This window comes from Caballeronia sp. INML1 (genome assembly GCF_023631085.1).
GTDB lineage: Bacteria > Pseudomonadota > Gammaproteobacteria > Burkholderiales > Burkholderiaceae > Caballeronia > Caballeronia turbans.
Genome location: NZ_JALQDT010000004.1, coordinates 307866 through 327842 on the forward strand (window position 1 = coordinate 307866; position 19977 = coordinate 327842).

Consider the following 19977-nt stretch of genomic DNA (forward strand, 5'->3'; position numbering starts at 1 on the left):
ACCCGACGTTCCTTGCCCTCATGCCTTCCCACTACGCACGCTTTCTTTGTTTTGCTGTCCTGTGTCTTGCGTTGACGATTCCTTTCGCGGTCGTCAACCATACGTATCCGATTCCGACTTTCTACGCTGAATACAGCGCGCTCGCGCTCTATCTGGCGCTCGGCGCGACGGTTGCGCTGCTCGTGCGCGTATCGGAGCCAAAGGTGCCGTTCGCGTCGCCGGTCGTCGCGCTGATGCCGCTCGCGTTCGGCGTGCTGCTCGTCGCGCAGACGCTGTTGTTGCCGGTCGCTCAGCCATCGATGAACTGGCTCGGCGGCGCGTATCTGCTTGCATCGTTCGTCGCGGTGCATACGGGCTTCGGACTCGTGCGGGCAGGGCTTGCCGAGAAGACGCTGAGAATCGGCGCGGCGGCGCTGATGGTCGGCGGACTGTTCGCAGTCTTCTGCCAGATCGTGCAGTTGCTGCATCTCGAAGTGAAGTTCACGCCATTCGTGGTCGCGTACAACGTGATGGTCGAAAGGCGCCCCTTCGGCAATATGGCGCAGGCGAATCACCTCGCGACCGTGATCGCGTTCGCGCTGGCGGCGGCGTTGTATTTCGTGCAGGCGCGGCGGCTGCCGATCGTGTTGTGGCTGATTCTGTCGGCGGCTTACTCACTCGGGCTCGCGCTCACGGTGTCGCGCGGTCCGTGGCTGCAAACGGCGGTGATCGTCGTCGCCGGATTCTGGATGGCGTTCGTTATCGGGCGTCCGGTTGCGTCGGAGGGTTTCGACGGCCCGGGCCGGCGTGATGTGCGTGCGTGGATCGTCCCGATTCTGCTTGCAATCGTCTTCTTCGCCGTGAACGCGGCGGTGCGCTGGGCGAACGTGCGCTACGACTTCGGTCTTGCGCAATCGGCGGCGGAGCGCATGCAGGAAGCCAGTCAGATCGCGCCGCGCCTCGCGCTCTGGAAATACGGCTGGACGATGTTCAAGACGCATCCGTTGCTGGGCGTCGGCTGGGGCGAGTTTCCGCGCTATCAGTTCGATCTCGTCCGCGATCTCGGCGGTGTCGAGGTTGCGAATAATGCGCACGACATCTTCATCGACCTGCTCGCAAAAACGGGCGCGCTCGGGATGGCGATTCTCGTCGCGGGCATCGTGTTCTGGCTGATTCGCGTGCTGCGCGCGCCGCAGACGCCGGCGCGCATTTTCGCCCTGTCGCTGCTCGGCGTGCTGATGATGCACGCGCTCGTCGAGTATCCGCAGCAGTACATGTTCTTTCTCATGCCGGCGATGCTCGTCATCGGGCTGCTGGAGACGCGGCCGCTGCGCCTCGTCGCGCGTCCGCTGTCGTATGGCGTGTACGTCGTGCTCGTGCTCGGCGGGCTCGCAGCGCTCTATCCGACGATGCGTGACTACAACCGCGCCGAAGTGCTCTATTACGGATCGCGGCCGGCGGAGCAATATCGGGACAATCCGTCGTTCCTGTTCACGGCGTGGGGCGAATACGGTGCGGCGACGCTGTTGCCGATCAACGCGCAGAACGTCGAGGAGAAGCTCGCCGCGCATCGGAAGGCAATCGCGCTGCTGCCGGGCGAGACGGTGTTGCGCCGATACGCGGTGCTGCAGGCGCTTGCCGGACAGCGCGCCGAAGCGCTCGACACGATGGCGCGCCTGAAGATCTTCGCCACTCAGTTACACGACTGGCCGAAGCAACTTGCCGCCGTCTACGATCTGGTCGACGAGGCGGGCAAGCCGCTCGCTTCCTTCAGGGCGGATCTGGTGAAGCTGTATGGGGTGCCGGCGCAGAGTCAGGAGTCTTCGGCGGACGACGACGAGGAGTGAGGCGGATCAGGGTGTCGGCGATGTGTGATCGTCCGCCACCCAATCGCCGGATTTTCCTCCGTGCTTCTCCATCACGCGCACGTTCGTGATGGTCATCCCCCGATCCACCGCCTTGCACATGTCGTAAATGGTCAGGAGCCCGACCTGCACGGCGGTCAGCGCTTCCATCTCCACACCCGTGCGTCCGACCGTCTCCACACGCACTTCGCAATGCACGCCGGGCAGCGCCTCGTCGATCGTGAAATCCACCGCGACGCGCGTCAGCGCCAACGGATGACACAGCGGGATCAGATCGGCCGTGCGCTTCGCCCCCTGAATCGCGGCGATGCGCGCGACGCCGAGCACGTCGCCTTTTTTCGCGCGGCCTTCGCGGATCAGCGCGAGCGTGCCGTCGAGCATCGCGATCGAGCCGCGCGCCACGGCGACCCGCCGCGTTTCGTTCTTTGCGCCGACATCGACCATGTGCGCCTCGCCGGCGGCATCGAAATGGGTGAGTCCGGACATAGCGTCTCCTTCGAATGGGCGCCTATCATACCAGCGTGATTTCGCGCGGTTTTTCGCGAAAGGTCGCGCTCCGGCGCGACGCAGGGCCGACGCGGGACGCCCCCCGCGCAACACTTGATACGATAAGCTCGTTTCAGTTTTCGAGCCGACCATCGGCGCTTCGACCGTTTCGCGCCATGCATCCGACACGTCCGAGCCGCGTGCTCATCTCCCTGCTGTGTGTTGCCCTCGCCATGCCGCCCGCGGCGCTGGCGCAATCGAGTGCGCCTTCCGCGAGTTCGACCGGCACGCTCGCGGCCTCGCAACTGCGTTCATCGCAGGAAAGCACTGTCAGCGACGTGCCAGCCAATGTCGCGGATGGCGTGTTCGGCGTATACGGCGGCGCGGAAAGCCGTTTCGCGAATCGTCCGGGCACGATGTCGGGCCTGCGCGCACCGCTCTCGTCGGTGCAGCTTCCGGATCTCGGCGATGGCTCTGGCGGCTCGCTCACCCCACAGGCCGAGCGCAAGGTCGGCGAGCGGATGATGCGTGAAGTGCGCGCCGATCCCGACTATCTCGACGACTGGCTGCTGCGGGATTACCTCGATTCGATCTCCTCGAAGCTCTCCGCGGCCGCAGCGACACAGTATCTCGGCGGCTATCGGCCGGATTTCGATCTTTTTGCCGTGCGCGATCCGCAGATCAACGCATTCTCGATGCCGGGCGGCTTCATCGGCGTGAATACGGGCTTGGTCGCCGCGACGCAGACCGAGTCGGAACTGGCGTCGGTGATCGGCCACGAAATGGGGCATGTGCTTCAGCGCCACATCGCGCGCATGCTCGGCACGCAGGAAAAGAGCACCTACGCGGCGCTCGCGGCGATGGTCGCCGGCATGCTCGCGGGGCTGCTCGCGCACAGCGGAGATCTGGGCATGGGCATCGCGATGGGCGGACAGGCGTTCGCCGTCGACAATCAACTGCGCTTCTCGCGCGCGGCCGAGCACGAGGCCGATCGCGTCGGGTTCCAGATGCTCGCCGCCGCCGGATACGATCCATACGCGATGGTGGCGTTCTTCGAGCGCCTCGACCGCGCGTCGATGGCCGATAACGGCGTGCCGCCCTACGTGCGCACGCATCCGCTCACGACCGATCGCATCGCCGACATGGAAGGCCGCGCGCGGCGCGTGCCGTACCGGCAGCCACGCCAATCGGCGGAATATGCGTTCGTGCGTGCCCGCGCGCGCGCGCTGCAGGTGAATTACGCGAGCGATTATCGCGAGGTCGCGAGCCGGCTCAAATCGGAAATCGAGGATCAGACGGCGCTCAATCCGGCATCGAACTGGTATGGAATTGCACTCGCGCAATCGTTGATGGGCAATTTCGATGCGGCCAACGACGCACTCGCCAAAGCACGCCAGCTGTTCGAGGGCGAGGAGGCGAGCGCGGCGGCGGCATCGGCGCAGGTTCAGCAGGAGGATCGCGCGCATGCGCCGCAGGACGTGGCCGCGACCGCGCCGCCCGTGCCTTCGCGAAAGGGCGGCGCGCAGTCGCTGCGCAACGCCGATCCTTCGATGACCGCAACGCCGCTCGATCACGCACGCGCGGCGCTGAATCTCGGCCACGCACCGCAGCCCGATTCGACGCCGGCGACGGCGCCTCGCGCGAGCAGCGACATTGCGCTGGCGCCGGTTCACGTCGAAGGCCGAACGGCACCGGCGCCAAAACCGCAGCCCGCGCCGCAAGCATTACGCAGCACGCCGAGCCTCGACGTGCTCGCCGCTGACATCGCCCGCCGCGCGGGCCGCAACGACGACGCGATCCGCCTCGCGGACATCGCGCAGAAACGCTGGCCGGCGTCCCACGCGGCCATCGACGTGCATCTGCAGACGCTGCTTTCCGCACGCCGCTTCGCCGAAGCGCAGACGCTCGCACGCCGCGAAACGCGCGCCGAGCCGACGCGGCCCGACTGGTGGTTCTATCTCGCGCAGGCGAGCGCGGGTCTGAACGATCCGCTGCAACAACATCAGGCGATGGCGGAGAAGTTCGCGCTGGACGGCGCGTGGCTATCCGCGATCCGGCAACTGAAGGAAGCGCGCGATGTGAAGACCGCGAGCTTCTACGATCTTTCAACGATTTCCGCGCGCCTGCGCGATTTTGAAATGCGCTACAGGGAAGAGCGCGAGCTGGAGAAGAACGGCTAGGTCAGTCTTTCTTCGCGGCGGCGCGGTTTGCCGGACTCGCGACGAAGCCGAAACGCGTCGCGACGTCGGCGCGTGCGATCGGCTGCACGGGCAGATCGACGCCATCGCGCCAATGGAAAATGCCGCCCTTGCCCGCATCGTCGAGCGACGCGTGATTCGCGAACAGTTCGAGATCGTGGTCGTGCATGGCGGCCACGCGCGCCGGCGATGCGTCGTCGGAAAAGAGGATGCCGCCTTCGTCGTCGATGTACGCCTGCGCCGGCTCGAATGCCGCGCCGGCCTGATCCGTCAGGCGTAATACGCCGTCCGCCGCGTGCAGGCGCACGATCCACGGCGTGTAGGCCAGTTCCACATAGACGCGCTGCGGACCGTTCTGGAAGAACCACTGGCCGTCTGCATCGCTTTCGTAGTTGCGGTTGATGAAGCCCAGCAGCGCTTCATGCCGGATCGGCGTCCCGAGTTCGCCGGCAGCCTGGGCGGCGTCGTCGCGCATGCGCCACTGGCCGCGTCGGTCGAGCAGCAGCCAGCCCGTGCAGTGCGGAACGTTGGGCCATTTGGCGAGCGCCTGTTTGACGATTTCATCCATGATCGTTCACGAAACGAAGTTCTCCAGATAGCCGAACACACGCAGCGACAGCCAGTCGATCCGGCCGGGAAACGGCCCCGTCATGAAGCCGACGTGCCCGCCGTGGTTCGGCTGGTCGAGCGTGACTCGCTCGGACACTTCAGTAAGCGAGGGCAGCGCGAACTCGGGCAGGAACGGATCGTTGCGCGCGTTCAGCAGCAGCGCGGGCACTTCGATGTGCTTCAGATGCGCGCGGGTGGTCGCCGTCGACCAATAGTGATCGGTGTCGCGAAAGCCGTGCAGCGGCGCCGTGACGACGTTGTCGAACTCGTACAGCGTGCGCGCCGCGAGCACGGCGTTGCGATCGTAAAGACCAGGATACTGGCCGAGCTTCGCGAGCGCCTTCTTCTTGAGCGATTTCAGGAAGCTGCGCGTATAGACCATGCCGAAGCCCTGCGAGATCGCGAGGCCGCCGGCGTGGACGTCGAGCGGCGCGGAGATGGCCGCGGCCGCGCTGACGATCGACGCATCCTTGCCGCTTTGGCATAGCCAGTGCAAAAGCACATTGCCGCCGAGCGAGACGCCCGCCGCGACGACCGGCCCGGGATGCGTCTGCGCGAGCCGACGCAGGATCCAGTCGACTTCTGCGCTATCCGCGAGATGGTAGAAGCGCGGCAGCAGGTTGAGCGGGCCGCTGCAACTGCGAAAATGCGGCACGACACCACGCCAGCCGCGCGCGCGGGCGGCGGCCATCATCGTGCGCGCGTAGTGCGAATCTGAATTGCCTTCGAGGCCGTGAAAGAGCACGAAGAGCGGGGCATTCGCGGCGGGTTCGTCGCCGGTTTCGTGCGCGAGGAAGTCGAGATCGATGAAATCGCCATCGGGCGTGTTCCAGCGCTCGCGCCGATAGCCCACATCGGGTTTTCGACCGAACAGGGCAGGGACGATGGTCTGTGCGTGGCTCGTCGGCAGCCAGCGCGGCGCGTTGTACAGCCATTCCGAGCCCGGCAGCCCCGGAACGCGCGCGGTTGCCTTCAGCGCGACGGCAGGCGCTTTGTCCACGAATGACGAATCGTGTTTCATCAACGGATCGCGCTTCATGGCCCCTCCCCGACAGACGTCTTCTTCAGCGCTTCAAATCTACCTTCAGTGCAGCGGCCCCTGGCCGTGACGCAGCCTGGCCGCGAACTGGCCCGCCGTGTCCGGCGGCATCTCGCTCGCGTGAATGTGCGCGATGCGCCACTCGCCGCGCTCGTGAACCATCACGTAGGTCGTGTAGATCATGCGCGGTACGCTCGCGGGCGCGGCCTGCTGGTGCGCCTCGGCGATCGCATAGACCACCGTGCCTAAGCTGTCGTACACGCGGATATCGAGCGGCTCGATGGTCACCGCCTGCGTTTCGAATTGCTTGCCGAGACCGGCGCGGATGCTTTCCAGCCCGTGCAGATGCGTGCCGTCCGCGCAGACGCAGGTGGCGAACTCCTCGTCGATCCACAACGACATCACACTGTCGATGCTGTTGTCCGCGACCGCCTGATAGTAAGCGTTGAGAGTATCGGCTGCGGCTTCGAAGAGGCGGGCGAAACGTGGCATGGCTCGTGGGTCTCTGGCATTCGGTGCTCGGCGCCGCGCGAAGCCGCTGATGGCGGCAGGCGACGGAACGGCGCGCTGCATCGGTCATTGGTCAAAGCATGCCCCCGTTCGGAGACATTCGCGTGTCCGCACCCGCACACACGGCTGGAAACCGTCGAGTTGGACACGCGTTTTCGACGCGTGAGCGCAACATCAACGATGCGCGAGCAGCATCCCGCGCAAATCGCCGAAGACCTGTTCGGCCGAGAGTTCGCGCAAGCAGTTCAGATGGCCGAGCGGACACTCGCGGGCAAAGCACGGACTGCATTCAAGATGCAGCCATTGTACCTTTGCGAGATCGGACAAGGGCGGCGTGTGGCGCGGATCGGTCGAGCCGTAGACCGCGACGAGCGGCCGGCGCGACGCGGCCGCGACGTGCATGAGGCCGGAATCGTTGGTGACGACCGCGCTCGCCCGTGAAATGAGCGCGCACGCTTCGCCGAGCGACGTCTGGCCGCACAGGTTGCGCACCATCGGCGCACGCTCCGCGATGGCCTGCGCGATCGGCGCATCCTTCTTCGAGCCGAGCGCGATGATGCGCGCATACGGGAACGACTGCGCGATGAATTGCGCGAGCGACGCGAAATGCTCCGGCGGCCAGCGCTTGGCGGGCCCGTACTCCGCGCCCGGGCAGAACACGACGAGCGGCGCCCGCGTGTCGAGATTGAAGCGCGTCGAGACGCGCGCGGCTTCGTTCGGATCGAATTCGAGACGCGGCACGGGAAGCGTCTGCGCCTCGGGCTCTCCGGCGGCATCGGGCTGGGCGAATTTGTCGACGAACGGCAGCTTCGCGCCCGGCGCGTAGGCGAGCGCGGCGTAATGCGCGGTCATCGGCGGACGCTCGGTCTTCGGCGGATTCGCGTGACGCACGTTCAAGAGCCCGTAGCGGCTCTCGCCCGTGTAGCCGATACGCAAATTGATGCCAGCCATCCACGGAATCAGCGCGGATTTGACGGAGTTGGGCAGCACGTAGGCGGCGTCGTAGCCGACATCGCGCAAATCGCTCGCGAGCTGCCAGCGGCGCAGCAGTTGCAGCTTGCCGTGGGCGAGATCCGTCGCGTAGACGTCGCGGATCTCGGGCATGCGCTCGAGCACGGGCGCGACCCAGCCCGGCGCGACGGCATCGATCGCGATGCGCGGATGCAGTTTGCGCAAGAGCGTAAAGAGCGGCTGCGCCATCAATGCGTCACCGATCCAGTTCGGTGCTATAACCAGCGCACGGCGCATCTGTCGTTATCCGATCTCAAAATGAACGCGGCCCGCCGCCTTGGGGCGAGCCGTCGATTGTCGTGGGTCTGATGTGCGCCTTTTGCTACGGCGCGGAAACAGGGCGGCGGCGCCCGGCGCGTTTTCAGTGACCGCCCTTGAGCACTTCGCCGTCTTTCAGCTTGTAGCGCGTGCCGCAGTACGGGCAGCGCGCTTCGCCGTGCGTCACGTCGATGAACACGCGCGGATGCGTGCTCCAGCGCTGCATCTTCGGGTTCGGGCAGAAGGCGGGCAGATCTTTCGCCGACAATTCCACCAGCGGCATTTCCTTCAGGTCGCTCATTGCTATCTCTTGTCAGATGTCCTGCTAGCGGCGAGTGTCAGGCTCGCCGCGTCGCATGAGGTCGGTTAAGCCTTCGCGAGCCAGCTCGCGTATTTCTCGTTCTTGCCGCCGACGACGTCGAAGAACGCGCTTTGCAGCTTCTCCGTGATCGGACCGCGCTTGCCGGAGCCGATCGTGCGGTTGTCGAGCTCGCGGATCGGCGTGACTTCGGCGGCGGTGCCGGTGAAGAACGCTTCGTCGCAGGTGTACACCTCGTCGCGGGTGATGCGCTTTTCGATCACCGGGATGCCGAAATCGCGCGCGAGCGTGATGACGGTATCGCGCGTGATGCCGTCGAGGCACGAGGCGAGATCGGGCGTGTAGATCTTGCCGTTGTTCACGAGGAAGAAGTTCTCGCCGGAGCCTTCGGACACGTAACCGTCCACGTCGAGCAGCAGGGCTTCGTCGTAGCCGTCGGCGACGGCTTCCTGATTCGCGAGAATCGAGTTCACGTACCAGCCGGATGCCTTCGCGCGGACCATCGACACGTTCACGTGATGGCGCGTGAACGACGACGTCTTCACGCGAATACCCTTCGCGAGTCCGTCTTCACCGAGATACGCGCCCCACGGCCAGGCGGCGATGGCCACGTGAATCGTGTTGCCCTTGGCCGACACGCCGAGCTTTTCCGAGCCGACCCAGATGATCGGGCGGATGTAGCAGCTTTCCAGATTGTTCGCCTTGACGACTTCCAGTTGCGCGGCTTCGAGCGTGGCAGCGTCGAACGGGACCTCCATCTGGAAAATCTTCGCGGAGTTCAGCAGGCGCTTCGTGTGCTCCTTCAGGCGGAAGATCGCCGTGCCCTGCGCGGTCTTGTACGCGCGCACGCCTTCGAAAACGCCCATGCCGTAGTGCAACGTGTGCGTCAGAACGTGGATCTTGGCATCACGCCAGTCGATCAGCTTGCCATCCATCCAGATCTTGCCGTCGCGGTCGGCCATTGACATACGGTTCTCCTAGCTGTCTCGGTTCAAGTGGGTTTCGGCAGGCCGCCCGCGTTCTGAAGGGGCGGCGGCGCCCGGCGCGCTTTCTTGCTCGGATTCCGTAGGGGAAGTCGCGTGTCGAGGGCGCAAAGGCGGCGAAAGACCGTCATTTTAGCGTCTTTTCACGACGAAACCGACCTTGGCACGCCTTTCACGCCGCTATAATTTGCCTTTCGCCGTCCGCTGAAAAACCGCGGGCTGAAACGGCGAAGCTCACCATTCCCGATTTTCCCGGTTTTTCCCGATCCATCGCGCATTCGATCGAGGCCGCGCAATGGCATCACGGGTTGTCTTGTTCGCCTCGCATTTGCTCATGCTCGACCGGCTGTCCGACACGAATCGCCGCGCGTTTTTCGAGGGCGTGCGCACCTTCTCTCCCGCCGTCCTGGCGACGTTCTCCTGGGGCCTCGTGACCGGCGTCGCGATGACGAAGTCCGTACTCACCGTGCCGCAGGCGCTCGGCATGTCGTTCGCGGTGTACGCGGGCTCGTCGCAGCTCGCGGTGCTGCCGCTCTTCGCCGCCAAGCTGCCGCTCTGGACGATTCTCCTGACCGCCGCGATGGTCAACCTGCGCTTCGTCATCTTCAGCGCGGGCCTCGCGCCGCATTTCTCCTACTTGCCGCTCAAGCGGCGTTTGCTGCTCGGCTATTTCAACGGCGACATCATCTATCTGATGTTCTCGAAGCGAAATTTTCCGGTCGGCTGGCAGCCCGGCAAGGAGGCGTTCTTCTGGGGACTGGCGGTGTCGAGCTGGCTGTCCTGGCAGAGTTCGTCGGTGATCGGCATTCTGCTCGCGAGCCTGATTCCGGATAACTGGGGCCTCGAGCTCGCGGGCACGCTCGCGCTGATTCCGCTCATCGTTTCTGCGATCGCCACGCGCTCGACGCTCGCGGCCGTCGCCGTCGCCAGCGTGGTCGCGCTGCTGGCGTTCGATCTGCCGTATCGCTTCGGCTTGCCGCTCGCGGTATTCGCGGCGCTGTTCGCGGGCACGCTCGCGGACGTGATAGCGGAGCGCACCGGCCCTAAGCAGGCCACCGACGAAAAGAAAGCCGACAAACCCGCCGCCACGAGGCCACTCCGATGAGCGCCCTGCATGTCTGGCTCGCGATTCTCGGCATGGGCCTCGTCACCGCGGTGACGCGGGCACTGTTTCTGGCCGGCGGCGAACGCATGGTGCTGCCGCCGCGCGTGCAGCGCGTGCTGCGCTACGCGCCGGCCGCGGCGCTGGCGGGCGTCGTCGTGCCCGACCTGCTGGAGACGTCGGCGGGCATTTCGCTCGCGCTGTCGAATCATGCGCTATGGGCGTCGGCGGCCGGACTCGCGTACTACCTGTGGCGGCGCGGCATGATGGGCACGATCGCCGTCGGCATGCTCGTGTTCACGCTGCTGCGGCTCGCGGCGTGAACGCGCCACGCTCGGGTCGCATGCGTCGGCGCCAAATACGCGTCATCAACGATTGCCCGCTAAAAGCGGACAGGGCGATCGGTTAAAATGATGGTCTTTCCCGAGTGAGCGAGGTCGAAAGTGTCTCCGGCAGTCACCGCGCCAGGATGGTCCAACCCGCTGTCCAACCCGCCGCTCCCGGCTGCGTGCACGCGCCCGAGCGCCGCTCGCGCGCCTCTCCGGATTCATCTGTCCGATCCCTTTCTCCCGCTTCTTGCACGCGCGTTCGGCTTCACCGCGCGCCCTTCGCCTCCAGCCTGATCCGCGCGCGAGCCGTCCTGCCCGGCGGCCCGCGCGCGGCGACTCCACGAACCGGCCGCCCCGACGGCCGTCCCCGCCCGAACCGCTTCTTTACCTACGTTGACTCCCATGACGAAAGTACTGCGTTTCACCGATCTGATCGCCGAAGGCAAAGTCTCCGGCAAGCGTGTGTTCATCCGCGCGGATCTCAACGTGCCGCAAGACGATGACGGCAACATCACCGAAGACACGCGCGTGCGCGCCTCTGTCCCGGCAATCAAGGCCGCCCTCGACGCGGGCGCGGCCGTGATGGTCACGTCCCATCTGGGCCGCCCGACCGAAGGCCAGTTCAAGCCGGAAGACTCGCTGGCCCCGGTCGCGAAGCGTCTGTCGGAGCTGCTCGGCCGCGACGTGCCGCTCGTCGCCGATTGGGTCGACGGCGTCCAGGTCCAGCCGGGCAACGTCGTGCTGCTCGAAAACTGCCGCTGCAACAAGGGCGAGAAGAAGAACGACGACGCCCTCGCGCAGAAAATGGCGAAGCTCTGCGACGTCTACGTGAATGACGCGTTCGGCACCGCGCACCGCGCCGAAGCCACGACGCACGGCATCGCGAAGTACGCGCCGGTGGCATGCGCGGGCCCGCTGCTCGCCGCCGAGCTCGACGCGCTCGGCAAGGCGCTCGGCAACCCGAAGCGACCGCTCGTCGCGATCGTCGCGGGCTCGAAGGTGTCGACCAAGCTCACCATTCTGAAGTCGCTCGCCGAGAAGGTCGATCAACTGATCGTCGGTGGCGGCATCGCGAACACGTTCATGCTGGCGTCGGGCCTCAAGATCGGCAAGTCGCTCGCGGAGGCCGATCTCGTCGACGAAGCGAAGGAAATCATCGAGCAGGCGCGCACGCGCGGCGCATCGGTGCCGATTCCGAGCGACGTCGTGACGGCCAAGGAATTCGCCCCGACCGCGAAGGCGCAGATCAAGCCCGTCGCGGATGTCGCCGACGACGACCTGATCCTCGACATCGGCCCGGATACGGCGAAGGCGCTCGCGGCGCAGCTCGAAACCGCCGGCACGATCGTCTGGAACGGCCCGGTCGGCGTGTTCGAGTTCGACCAGTTCGGCAACGGCACGAAGACGCTCGCGCAGGCGATCGCCAATTCGTCGGCGTTCTCGATCGCGGGCGGCGGCGACACGCTCGCGGCCATCGCGAAGTACAACATCCACGACAAAGTGAGCTACATCTCGACCGGCGGCGGCGCGTTCCTGGAGTTCCTGGAAGGCAAGAAGCTGCCCGCGGTGGAAGTGCTCGAGTCGCGGGCCTGAGGCGTTGGCGGCCCGAGGCAATCCGGCGAAAGCAGGTAAGAAGGGCGCGCAAGCAGCCGGCGGCGCGCAAGACGATGTGACGCAGGACGTGATCGACAGCGGCGCGCCCGATGCCGCCCCTGAAGCAGCGCTGGCGATCGCGCAAGCGGCGCAAACAGATCAGGCAGCATCCGAAGGCGAAGCCGCGGCCGCAGTGCCGCCCCCGCCTCCGGTCATCATTGGCGGCATGCCCGCCCATGCCCTGAAGGAAATCGACAAAGCGACGCCGGCACGAACCGGCGCGCGCGCGCAACCGGTGAGCAACACCTCACTGCAAGCGCAACGTGCTCGCAGCGTAGTTACGGGCGATCCTACTGAGACGAGGAATTCCATGCATCGCGCTACAAAGATTGTTGCCACCATCGGCCCGGCTTCCACTAGCCCGGACATCCTGCTGCAAATGCTGCAGGCGGGTCTCGACGTCGTACGTTTCAACTTTTCGCACGGCACCGCCGACGACCATCGCCAGCGCGCTGAAATCGTCCGCGAGGCGGCGCGTCAGGTGGGCCGCGAAGTCGCGATCATGGCGGACCTGCAAGGCCCGAAGATCCGCGTCGGCAAGTTCGAGAACAACAAGACGATGCTCGTCGCGGGCAACCCGTTCATCCTCGACGCCAACTGCACGCTCGGCAATAACGAGCGCGTCGGCCTCGACTACAAGGATCTGCCGCGCGACCTGCGCGCAGGCGACGTGCTGCTGCTCAACGACGGCCTCATCGTGCTCGACGTGACGCGCGTGATCGGCGAGGAAATTCACACGACGGTCAAAGTCGGCGGCGAGCTCTCGAACAACAAGGGCATCAACCGCCAGGGCGGCGGTCTCACCGCGCCCGCGCTGACCGAGAAGGACATGGAGGACATCAAGACGGCGATGTCGCTCGGCGCGGACTTCGTCGCGGTGTCGTTCCCGAAAAATGCGACGGACATGGAAATGGCGCGTCAACTCGCGAACATCGCGGGCGCGCCGTATGGCATCAAGCCGAAGATGATCGCGAAGATCGAGCGCGCCGAAGCGATTCCGGCATTGCAGGGCATTCTCGACGCATCGGACGGCATCATGGTCGCGCGCGGCGATCTCGCTGTGGAAGTGGGCAACGCGGCGGTGCCGGCGCTGCAAAAGCGCATGATCCGCATGGCGCGCGAGTCGAACAAGCTCGTGATCACCGCCACGCAAATGATGGAATCGATGATCCACGCGCCCGTGCCGACGCGCGCGGAAGTGTCGGACGTCGCGAACGCCGTGCTCGACGGCACCGACGCCGTGATGCTCTCCGCCGAAACGGCAGCCGGCAAGTATCCGGTGACGACCATCGAGACGATGGCGGCCGTGTGTGTCGAGGCGGAGAAGTCGGAAGAGTCGCAGCTCGACCGCGATTTCCTCGACCGCACGTTCACGCGCATCGACCAGTCGATCGCGATGGGCGCGCTCTTCACCGCCTTTCATCTCGGCGCGAAGGCCGTGGTCGCGTTGACCGAATCCGGCTCGACGGCGCTGTGGATGTCGCGTCACTGGACGCACGTGCCGATCTTCGCGCTGACGCCGCGCGTGTCGAGCGAGCGCACGATGTCGCTGTACCGCAACGTGACGCCCCTGCACGTCGACACCAACATGGATCGCGACACCGCGCTGAATCAGGCGCTCGAAGTGGTCGTGTCGAAGGGCTATGCGGCGCGCGGCGACATGGTCGTGCTGACCGTCGGCGAGCCGATGGGTCAGGCGGGCGGCACCAACACGCTCAAGATCGTGCGTGTGGGCGACCACTTCTAAGCATTTTTGAGAAATCTGCGCGGTCAAACGCCGCGCGATTGCCGCAGGTCCGGAGCGCCCGCCGTCCAGCAGCGGCGGGCGCCCAATCAAGCGCGCAAGACGACGCGGAGCAATGCGTCAGTCGAGGCGACGATCAAGCCGAAAACCGCCCGAGAGCGGAATCGAGCGCGCTGCAGAATTCGTTTCACATCATGGAGTCTCACCACAATGCCTCTCGTATCAATGCGTCAACTGCTGGATCACGCAGCCGAACACGGTTACGGCCTCCCGGCATTCAACGTCAACAATCTGGAACAAGTGCAGGCGATCATGTCGGCCGCGAACGAAGTGAACGCGCCCGTCATCATGCAGGCGTCCGCCGGCGCGCGTAAGTACGCGGGCGAAGCGTTCCTGCGCCATCTGATCGAAGCGGCCGTCGAGTCGTATCCGCATATTCCGGTCGTGATGCATCAGGATCACGGCCAGTCGCCGGCCGTGTGCATGGCCGCAATCCGCTCCGGCTTCACGAGCGTGATGATGGACGGTTCGCTCGAAGCCGACGGCAAGACGGTCGCTTCGTACGAATACAACGTCGCGGTGTCGAAGCAGGTCGTGGAGTTTTCGCATTCGATCGGCGTCACCGTCGAAGCCGAGCTGGGCGTGCTCGGTTCGCTCGAAACCATGAAGGGCGACAAGGAAGACGGCCACGGCGCCGAAGGCACGATGACGCGCGAGCAGCTTCTGACCGACGTCGAGCAGGCCGCCGACTTCGTGAAGCAGACGCAGTGCGATGCCCTGGCGATTGCGATCGGCACGTCGCACGGCGCGTACAAGTTTTCGAAGAAGCCGACGGGCGACATTCTCGCCATCGACCGCATCCGGGAAATCCACCAGCGCATTCCGAACACGCACCTGGTGATGCACGGTTCGTCGTCCGTGCCGCAGGAATTGCTGGCCGAGATCCGCGAATTCGGCGGCGACATGAAGGAAACCTACGGCGTGCCGGTCGAAGAGATTCAGGAAGGCATCAAGCACGGCGTGCGCAAGGTGAACATCGATACCGATTTGCGCCTCGCGATCACCGGCGCGATTCGCCGCTATCTGTTCGAAAATCCGTCGAAGTTCGATCCGCGCGACTATTTGAAGCCCGCGCGCGAAGCGGCGAAGGAAATCTGCCGCCAGCGCTACATGCAGTTCGGCTGCGAAGGCATGGCGGGCAAGATCAAGCCGGTTTCGCTCGACAAGATCGCCGAGAAGTACAAGTCGGGCGCCCTCGCGCAGATCGTCAAGTGAGCGCGAAATAAGCCTGATCTGAGCCAGGCGTTATTTGTAAAGTAAAATCAACGGGTTCCGGGTTCGGAGCCCGTTCGCTTTTTTTCTCTCGCCGCGCTGGATGCCGAAGCGCGGCGTTAACCATTTCAGCACCCTTTCCGGTACATGACGATGTCCACGCTATACGAATCCACGATCAGATCGCTGCCGCTGCTCGGCCGCGGCAAGGTCCGCGACAACTACGCAGTCGGTCAGGACAAGCTCCTGATCGTAACGACCGACCGCCTTTCCGCATTCGATGTCGTCATGGGCGAGCCGATTCCGAACAAGGGCCGCGTGCTGAACACGATGGCCGATTTCTGGTTCGAGAAGCTCGGTCATATCGTGCCGAATCACAACACGGGCATCGATCCTTCGACTGTCGTCGCGCCCGACGAGGTCGAGCAGGTGAAGGGCCGCGCGGTCGTCGTGAAGCGCCTCGAGCCGATCCTCGTCGAAGCGGTCGTGCGCGGCTATCTCGCGGGCAGCGGCTGGAAGGACTATCAGGCGACGGGCGCGGTGTGCGGCGTCGAGTTGCCGCCGGGGCTGCAGAATGCGCAGAAGCTGCCCGAGCCGATTTTCACGCCGGCGGCGAAAGCCGAAATGGGTCATCACGACGAAAACATCACCTACGATGAGATGGAGCGCCGCATCGGCACCGAACTGTCGGCGACGATCAAGCGCATCTCCATCCAGTTGTACAAGGAAGCGGCCGAATACGCGGCCACGCGCGGCATCATCATCGCGGATACGAAGTTCGAGTTCGGCCTCGACAACAAGGGTGAGCTGTATCTGATGGACGAAGTCCTGACGGCCGATTCGTCGCGCTTCTGGCCCGCCGATGGCTATCAGGTCGGCACGAATCCGCCGTCCTTCGACAAGCAGTTCGTGCGCGACTGGCTCGAAACGCAGCCGTGGAAAAAAGAGCCGCCCGCGCCGGCGCTGCCGGACGAGGTGATCGCCAAGACGTCGGAAAAGTATCAGGAAGCGTTGCAGCGTCTCACTGGCAAGACGCTGTCTTAAGGTTCGGCACGCGCGCCGCTCACGAAAAGAGCGGCGCGGGCATATCTCTGGGAAATTGGAATGAGCGAAGTGAAGGCCCCGGATCTGGCAAAAGGGCACACACACGAAGCGCCGCTCGTCGGCGTGTTGATGGGTTCCAGCTCCGACTGGGACGTGATGAAGCACGCCGTCGCGATGCTTCAGGAATTCGGCGTGCCGTACGAGGCGAAAGTGGTCTCGGCGCATCGCATGCCGGACGAGATGTTCGCCTACGCGGAAAGCGCGCGTGAGCGCGGCGTGCGTGCGATCATCGCGGGCGCGGGCGGCGCGGCGCATCTGCCGGGCATGCTGGCCGCGAAGACCACCGTGCCGGTGCTCGGCGTGCCGGTGGCGAGCAAATATCTGAAGGGCGTCGATTCGCTGCATTCGATCGTGCAGATGCCCAAGGGCGTGCCGGTCGCGACCTTCGCCATCGGCGAGGCGGGCGCGGCGAACGCGGCGCTGTTCGCCGTATCGATGCTGAGCGTCACCGATGCCGCATACGCCGACGCGCTCGCCGCTTTCCGTGTGAAGCAGAATCAGGCGGCGCGGGACATGGCGCTGCCGCCGCTTTGATGACCCCGCGCGCGGACCGCGCGTCGCGCAATCGCTGATGCCCACAGCCAGCCACCCAAGCCCCACGATGAACCCACACAATTCTCCGATCTCCCCCATCCTGCCGGGCGCATGGCTCGGCATGGTCGGCGGTGGCCAGCTCGGCCGCATGTTCTGCTTCGCCGCGCAATCGATGGGCTATCGCGTCGCCGTCCTCGATCCGGACGAGACGAGCCCCGCGGGCGCTGTCGCGGATCGCCACATCCGCGCCGCCTATGACGACCGCGCGGCGCTCACCGAACTCGGCCGCCTGTGCGCGGCGGTATCGACGGAATTCGAGAACGTGCCTTCCGCGAGCCTCGAATTTCTCGCGTCGTGCACGTTCGTCAGCCCGGCTGCGAGCTGCGTGGCGATCGCGCAGGACCGCGTCGCGGAGAAGCGCTTCATTGCGGCATCGGGCGTGCCGGTCGCGCCGCATGTCGTGATCGAATCGCCGCAGGCGCTCGCCGCGTTGCCCGACGAGAAGATCGCGGCGGTGCTGCCGGGCATTCTCAAGACCGCGCGTCTCGGCTACGACGGCAAGGGGCAGGTCAGCGTGCGCAATGTCGCGGACGTGCGCAACGCGTATGCGTCGCTGTCGGGCGTGCCGTGCGTGCTCGAGAAGCGCATGCCGCTCAAGTACGAAGTGTCCGTGCTGATCGCGCGCGGCGGCGACGGCAAGTCGGCCGTGTTTCCGCTCGCGCAGAACGTGCATGTGAACGGCATTCTCGCGAAGACGGTCGTGCCTGCGCCCGATGCTTCGGCATCGCTTGTCGCGCAGGCGCAGGACGCCGCGCTGACCATTGCCGCGAAGCTCGGTTATGTCGGCGTGCTGTGCGTCGAATTCTTCGTGCTGGAAGATGGCACGCTGATCGCCAACGAAATGGCGCCGCGTCCGCACAATTCCGGCCACTACACGGTCGATGCCTGCGCGACGAGCCAGTTCGAGCAACAGGTCCGCGCGATGACCGGCATGCCGCTCGGCGATACGCGCCAGCATTCGCCCGCCGCGATGCTGAACCTGCTCGGCGATATCTGGTTCGATGGCGACAAGGCGCGAGCGCCCGCATGGACGGAGGTTGCGGCGATGCCGGCCGCGCGGCTGCATCTCTACGGCAAGGAAGAGGCGCGCCGGGGCCGCAAGATGGGCCACATCAATTTCACGGCGGCGACGCTCGAGGAAGCGCGCACGGCGGCGCGTGACTGCGCGCGGATGCTGCATATCCCGCTCGATTGAGACTTACCGAAGCAGCAGGCAATGACCATTCACTTTCCGAGCGCCGCGCAGATCGCTGAAGCCGCGGCTTTGCTCGATGCGGGCGAACTCGTCGCGTTTCCGACCGAGACGGTCTACGGGCTCGGCGGCGACGCCGAGAATCCGGACGCCATCGCGCGTATTTATGCGGCGAAGGGCCGTCCGGCGAATCATCCGGTGATCGTGCATCTCGCGCCCGAAGCCGATCCGGGCTACTGGGTGCGGGAGTTGCCCGCAGATGCGCAGAAGCTCATCGATGCGTTCTGGCCGGGGCCTTTGACGTTGATCCTCAAGCGCGCGGCCCATATTCCGGCGGCGGTCAGCGGCGGCCAGGATTCGGTGGGCGTGCGATGTCCGTCGCATCCGGTGGCGCAGCAACTGTTGTCGGCGTTCCACGCGCGGCGGATCGGCACGGGGAAGCAGGGCGGCGTCGCGGGGCCATCGGCCAACCGGTTTGGTCATGTCAGTCCGACGACCGCGCAGCACGTGCGCGACGAGTTCGGCAGCGCGGTGCACGTGCTCGATGGCGGCGCGGCGGACGTCGGCATCGAATCGACGATTCTGGATTTGTCGCGCGGGTTTCCGGCGCTGCTGCGGCCGGGACATGTGAGTCCGCAGCAGATCGCGGATGTGATCGGTACTGCGCCGAGGTTGCCGGATGGGGCGGATGCCACGGCGCCGCGCGCTTCCGGGACGTTGAAGGCGCATTACGCGCCGCGCACGCCGCTTGCGTTGTTGCCGTTCGCGTCGATCGAGCCGTTGCTCGCGGCTCACGATCGGGTGAGCGGAAGGAAGATCGCGCTGGTCGCGAGGGCGTCAAGCGCGGGGGAATGGGCGCATGCGGCGCATGTGCATTTCGCGGCCGCGCCGGAAAATCCGCAGAGTTACGCGCGCGATTTGTATGGTTTGTTGCGTGCGCTGGATCGGGCGGATGTCGAGCGGATTCTCATCGAGAAACTGCCGGATACGGTCGAGTGGATCGCGGTGAATGATCGGCTTGGGAGGGCGGCGGCGGCGTTCGAGCGGGAGGAGTGAGGGCGCGCGGGGGCCTCATTTGTGAAGATGGGTTGCGGGGATTTCGGTTTTGGATCAAGCGGTTATCATCTAGGGTTTCCTCCGCGTGTGCGGAGATAGACCCACGCGGACCTTGAAGTGCATGAACGTCTCGCCGTTTCCTCCGCGTGTGCGGAGATAGACCCGATCCCATCCTCGTCATCGATTCGGACCCGCGGTTTCCTCCGCGTGTGCGGAGATAGACCCGGGCCGCCGTAGGCGCTATGCGCGAGTCTGAGGTTTCCTCCGCGTGTGCGGAGATAGACCGTTCGGGTACTACCATCGCGTGATGGAAACAAAGTTTCCTCCGCGTGTGCGGAGATAGACCCTCGCGATGAGCGATGGCTCGGCGATGGATCTAGTTTCCTCCGCGTGTGCGGAGATAGACCGTCCGACCATGACAGCGTGAGCGGCAAGCCGTCGTTTCCTCCGCGTGTGCGGAGATAGACCCATTGCGCGGCGAGTCGCAAGCGTAGAGCACAAGTTTCCTCCGCGTGTGCGGAGATAGACCCATGATCCAGGAAGAGCTGTGCGCAATCCTCGCGTTTCCTCCGCGTGTGCGGAGATAGACACCTGCATCCGCCGCCGCACGATCTGTTCGGCCCGTTTCCTCCGCGTGTGCGGAGATAGACCGTGGATGGCCTGAGCCATGACCG

Annotated in this window: 18 protein-coding genes and 1 CRISPR repeat array (1 of these 19 cut by a window edge); of the genes, 11 read left to right on the forward strand and 7 right to left on the reverse strand. The window is 65.3% G+C overall.

Features of this window, described 5'->3' with window-relative positions; genetic code table 11:
• The first annotated feature begins 20 nt into the window (after window positions 1–20).
• A complete protein-coding gene (locus NCR38_RS02455) occupies window positions 21–1826 on the forward strand; it encodes a PglL family O-oligosaccharyltransferase (RefSeq protein WP_061117709.1) in 1806 nt (601 codons plus the stop codon).
• Between the two features lie 6 nt (window positions 1827–1832).
• On the opposite strand, the gene moaC is transcribed toward NCR38_RS02455, so the two are convergent.
• Window positions 1833–2330, reverse strand: a complete 498-nt coding sequence (gene moaC, locus NCR38_RS02460; protein WP_061117708.1) for a cyclic pyranopterin monophosphate synthase MoaC — start codon at window positions 2328–2330, stop codon at window positions 1833–1835.
• A 176-nt stretch (window positions 2331–2506) separates the two neighbouring features.
• Between moaC and NCR38_RS02465 the strand changes: the two genes are divergently transcribed.
• A complete protein-coding gene (locus NCR38_RS02465) occupies window positions 2507–4510 on the forward strand; it encodes a M48 family metalloprotease (protein ID WP_061117707.1) in 2004 nt (667 codons plus the stop codon).
• A gap of 1 nt (window position 4511) precedes the next feature.
• On the opposite strand, the gene NCR38_RS02470 is transcribed toward NCR38_RS02465, so the two are convergent.
• From NCR38_RS02470 to NCR38_RS02495, 6 genes are all read right to left on the reverse strand, one after another.
• On the reverse strand, window positions 4512–5096 hold the full coding sequence (locus NCR38_RS02470; RefSeq protein ID WP_061117706.1) for a DUF2946 family protein: 585 nt from the start codon (window positions 5094–5096) through the stop codon (window positions 4512–4514).
• 6 nt (window positions 5097–5102) lie between these two features.
• Complete coding sequence (locus NCR38_RS02475) at window positions 5103–6158, reverse strand: YheT family hydrolase (RefSeq protein ID WP_409241418.1); 1056 nt, start codon at window positions 6156–6158, stop codon at window positions 5103–5105.
• Window positions 6159–6221: 63 nt separating this feature from the next.
• Window positions 6222–6668: a nuclear transport factor 2 family protein gene (locus tag NCR38_RS02480; RefSeq protein WP_061117704.1), complete on the reverse strand. Its 447-nt coding sequence runs from the start codon at window positions 6666–6668 to the stop codon at window positions 6222–6224.
• Window positions 6669–6860: 192 nt separating this feature from the next.
• On the reverse strand, window positions 6861–7934 hold the full coding sequence (gene waaF / locus NCR38_RS02485; protein ID WP_061117703.1) for a lipopolysaccharide heptosyltransferase II: 1074 nt from the start codon (window positions 7932–7934) through the stop codon (window positions 6861–6863).
• A gap of 124 nt (window positions 7935–8058) precedes the next feature.
• Window positions 8059–8256 (reverse strand): zinc-finger domain-containing protein, encoded by a 198-nt coding sequence (locus tag NCR38_RS02490; protein ID WP_008351333.1) that lies wholly within the window; start codon window positions 8254–8256, stop codon window positions 8059–8061.
• 65 nt (window positions 8257–8321) lie between these two features.
• Window positions 8322–9242, reverse strand: a complete 921-nt coding sequence (locus NCR38_RS02495; protein WP_250476337.1) for a branched-chain amino acid transaminase — start codon at window positions 9240–9242, stop codon at window positions 8322–8324.
• Between the two features lie 349 nt (window positions 9243–9591).
• Here NCR38_RS02495 and NCR38_RS02500 point away from each other — a divergent pair, with 349 nt between their 5' ends.
• From NCR38_RS02500 to NCR38_RS02540, 9 genes are all read left to right on the forward strand, one after another.
• The gene (locus NCR38_RS02500; protein ID WP_061117875.1) at window positions 9592–10362 is read left to right on the forward strand and encodes an AzlC family ABC transporter permease; all 771 of its coding nucleotides are present in this window, start codon (window positions 9592–9594) and stop codon (window positions 10360–10362) included.
• Window positions 10359–10682, forward strand: a complete 324-nt coding sequence (locus tag NCR38_RS02505) for an AzlD domain-containing protein (RefSeq protein WP_250476338.1) — start codon at window positions 10359–10361, stop codon at window positions 10680–10682. Before NCR38_RS02500 ends, NCR38_RS02505 begins: the two co-directional genes overlap by 4 nt.
• A 408-nt stretch (window positions 10683–11090) precedes the next feature.
• Window positions 11091–12281, forward strand: coding sequence for a phosphoglycerate kinase (locus NCR38_RS02510; protein ID WP_250476339.1), 1191 nt, complete (start codon window positions 11091–11093; stop codon window positions 12279–12281).
• 4 nt (window positions 12282–12285) lie between these two features.
• Window positions 12286–14088, forward strand: a complete 1803-nt coding sequence (gene pyk, locus NCR38_RS02515) for a pyruvate kinase (RefSeq protein WP_409219253.1) — start codon at window positions 12286–12288, stop codon at window positions 14086–14088.
• 207 nt (window positions 14089–14295) lie between these two features.
• Window positions 14296–15360 carry a class II fructose-bisphosphate aldolase gene (gene fba / locus NCR38_RS02520; RefSeq protein ID WP_035497826.1) on the forward strand — a complete coding sequence of 355 codons (1065 nt, stop codon included), beginning with the start codon at window positions 14296–14298 and terminating at the stop codon, window positions 15358–15360.
• 150 nt (window positions 15361–15510) lie between these two features.
• Window positions 15511–16401, forward strand: coding sequence for a phosphoribosylaminoimidazolesuccinocarboxamide synthase (locus NCR38_RS02525; RefSeq protein WP_061117873.1), 891 nt, complete (start codon window positions 15511–15513; stop codon window positions 16399–16401).
• Window positions 16402–16461: 60 nt separating this feature from the next.
• Window positions 16462–16995: a 5-(carboxyamino)imidazole ribonucleotide mutase gene (purE, locus tag NCR38_RS02530; protein ID WP_061117699.1), complete on the forward strand. Its 534-nt coding sequence runs from the start codon at window positions 16462–16464 to the stop codon at window positions 16993–16995.
• A 67-nt stretch (window positions 16996–17062) separates the two neighbouring features.
• Window positions 17063–18250, forward strand: a complete 1188-nt coding sequence (locus NCR38_RS02535) for a 5-(carboxyamino)imidazole ribonucleotide synthase (protein WP_061117698.1) — start codon at window positions 17063–17065, stop codon at window positions 18248–18250.
• A 21-nt stretch (window positions 18251–18271) separates the two neighbouring features.
• Window positions 18272–19303: an L-threonylcarbamoyladenylate synthase gene (locus NCR38_RS02540; protein WP_061117697.1), complete on the forward strand. Its 1032-nt coding sequence runs from the start codon at window positions 18272–18274 to the stop codon at window positions 19301–19303.
• A 74-nt stretch (window positions 19304–19377) separates the two neighbouring features.
• A CRISPR array of direct repeats spans window positions 19378–19977; the repeat unit is 28 nt; unit sequence GTTTCCTCCGCGTGTGCGGAGATAGACC (it continues 404 nt past the right edge of the window).

Coding starts and splice junctions, on each gene's coding strand:
- NCR38_RS02540 (WP_061117697.1), top strand. CDS start 18,272: ATGACCATTCACTTTCCGAGCGCCGCGCAGATCGCTGAAGCCGCGGCT.
- moaC (WP_061117708.1), bottom strand. CDS start 2,330: ATGTCCGGACTCACCCATTTCGATGCCGCCGGCGAGGCGCACATGGTC.
- NCR38_RS02455 (WP_061117709.1), top strand. CDS start 21: ATGCCTTCCCACTACGCACGCTTTCTTTGTTTTGCTGTCCTGTGTCTT.
- NCR38_RS02510 (WP_250476339.1), top strand. CDS start 11,091: ATGACGAAAGTACTGCGTTTCACCGATCTGATCGCCGAAGGCAAAGTC.
- NCR38_RS02475 (WP_409241418.1), bottom strand. CDS start 6,158: ATGAAACACGATTCGTCATTCGTGGACAAAGCGCCTGCCGTCGCGCTG.
- purE (WP_061117699.1), top strand. CDS start 16,462: ATGAGCGAAGTGAAGGCCCCGGATCTGGCAAAAGGGCACACACACGAA.
- NCR38_RS02465 (WP_061117707.1), top strand. CDS start 2,507: ATGCATCCGACACGTCCGAGCCGCGTGCTCATCTCCCTGCTGTGTGTT.
- NCR38_RS02490 (WP_008351333.1), bottom strand. CDS start 8,256: ATGAGCGACCTGAAGGAAATGCCGCTGGTGGAATTGTCGGCGAAAGAT.
- waaF (WP_061117703.1), bottom strand. CDS start 7,934: ATGCGCCGTGCGCTGGTTATAGCACCGAACTGGATCGGTGACGCATTG.
- NCR38_RS02535 (WP_061117698.1), top strand. CDS start 17,063: ATGAACCCACACAATTCTCCGATCTCCCCCATCCTGCCGGGCGCATGG.
- NCR38_RS02495 (WP_250476337.1), bottom strand. CDS start 9,242: ATGTCAATGGCCGACCGCGACGGCAAGATCTGGATGGATGGCAAGCTG.
- fba (WP_035497826.1), top strand. CDS start 14,296: ATGCCTCTCGTATCAATGCGTCAACTGCTGGATCACGCAGCCGAACAC.
- NCR38_RS02525 (WP_061117873.1), top strand. CDS start 15,511: ATGTCCACGCTATACGAATCCACGATCAGATCGCTGCCGCTGCTCGGC.
- NCR38_RS02470 (WP_061117706.1), bottom strand. CDS start 5,096: ATGGATGAAATCGTCAAACAGGCGCTCGCCAAATGGCCCAACGTTCCG.
- NCR38_RS02500 (WP_061117875.1), top strand. CDS start 9,592: ATGCTCGACCGGCTGTCCGACACGAATCGCCGCGCGTTTTTCGAGGGC.
- NCR38_RS02505 (WP_250476338.1), top strand. CDS start 10,359: ATGAGCGCCCTGCATGTCTGGCTCGCGATTCTCGGCATGGGCCTCGTC.
- NCR38_RS02480 (WP_061117704.1), bottom strand. CDS start 6,668: ATGCCACGTTTCGCCCGCCTCTTCGAAGCCGCAGCCGATACTCTCAAC.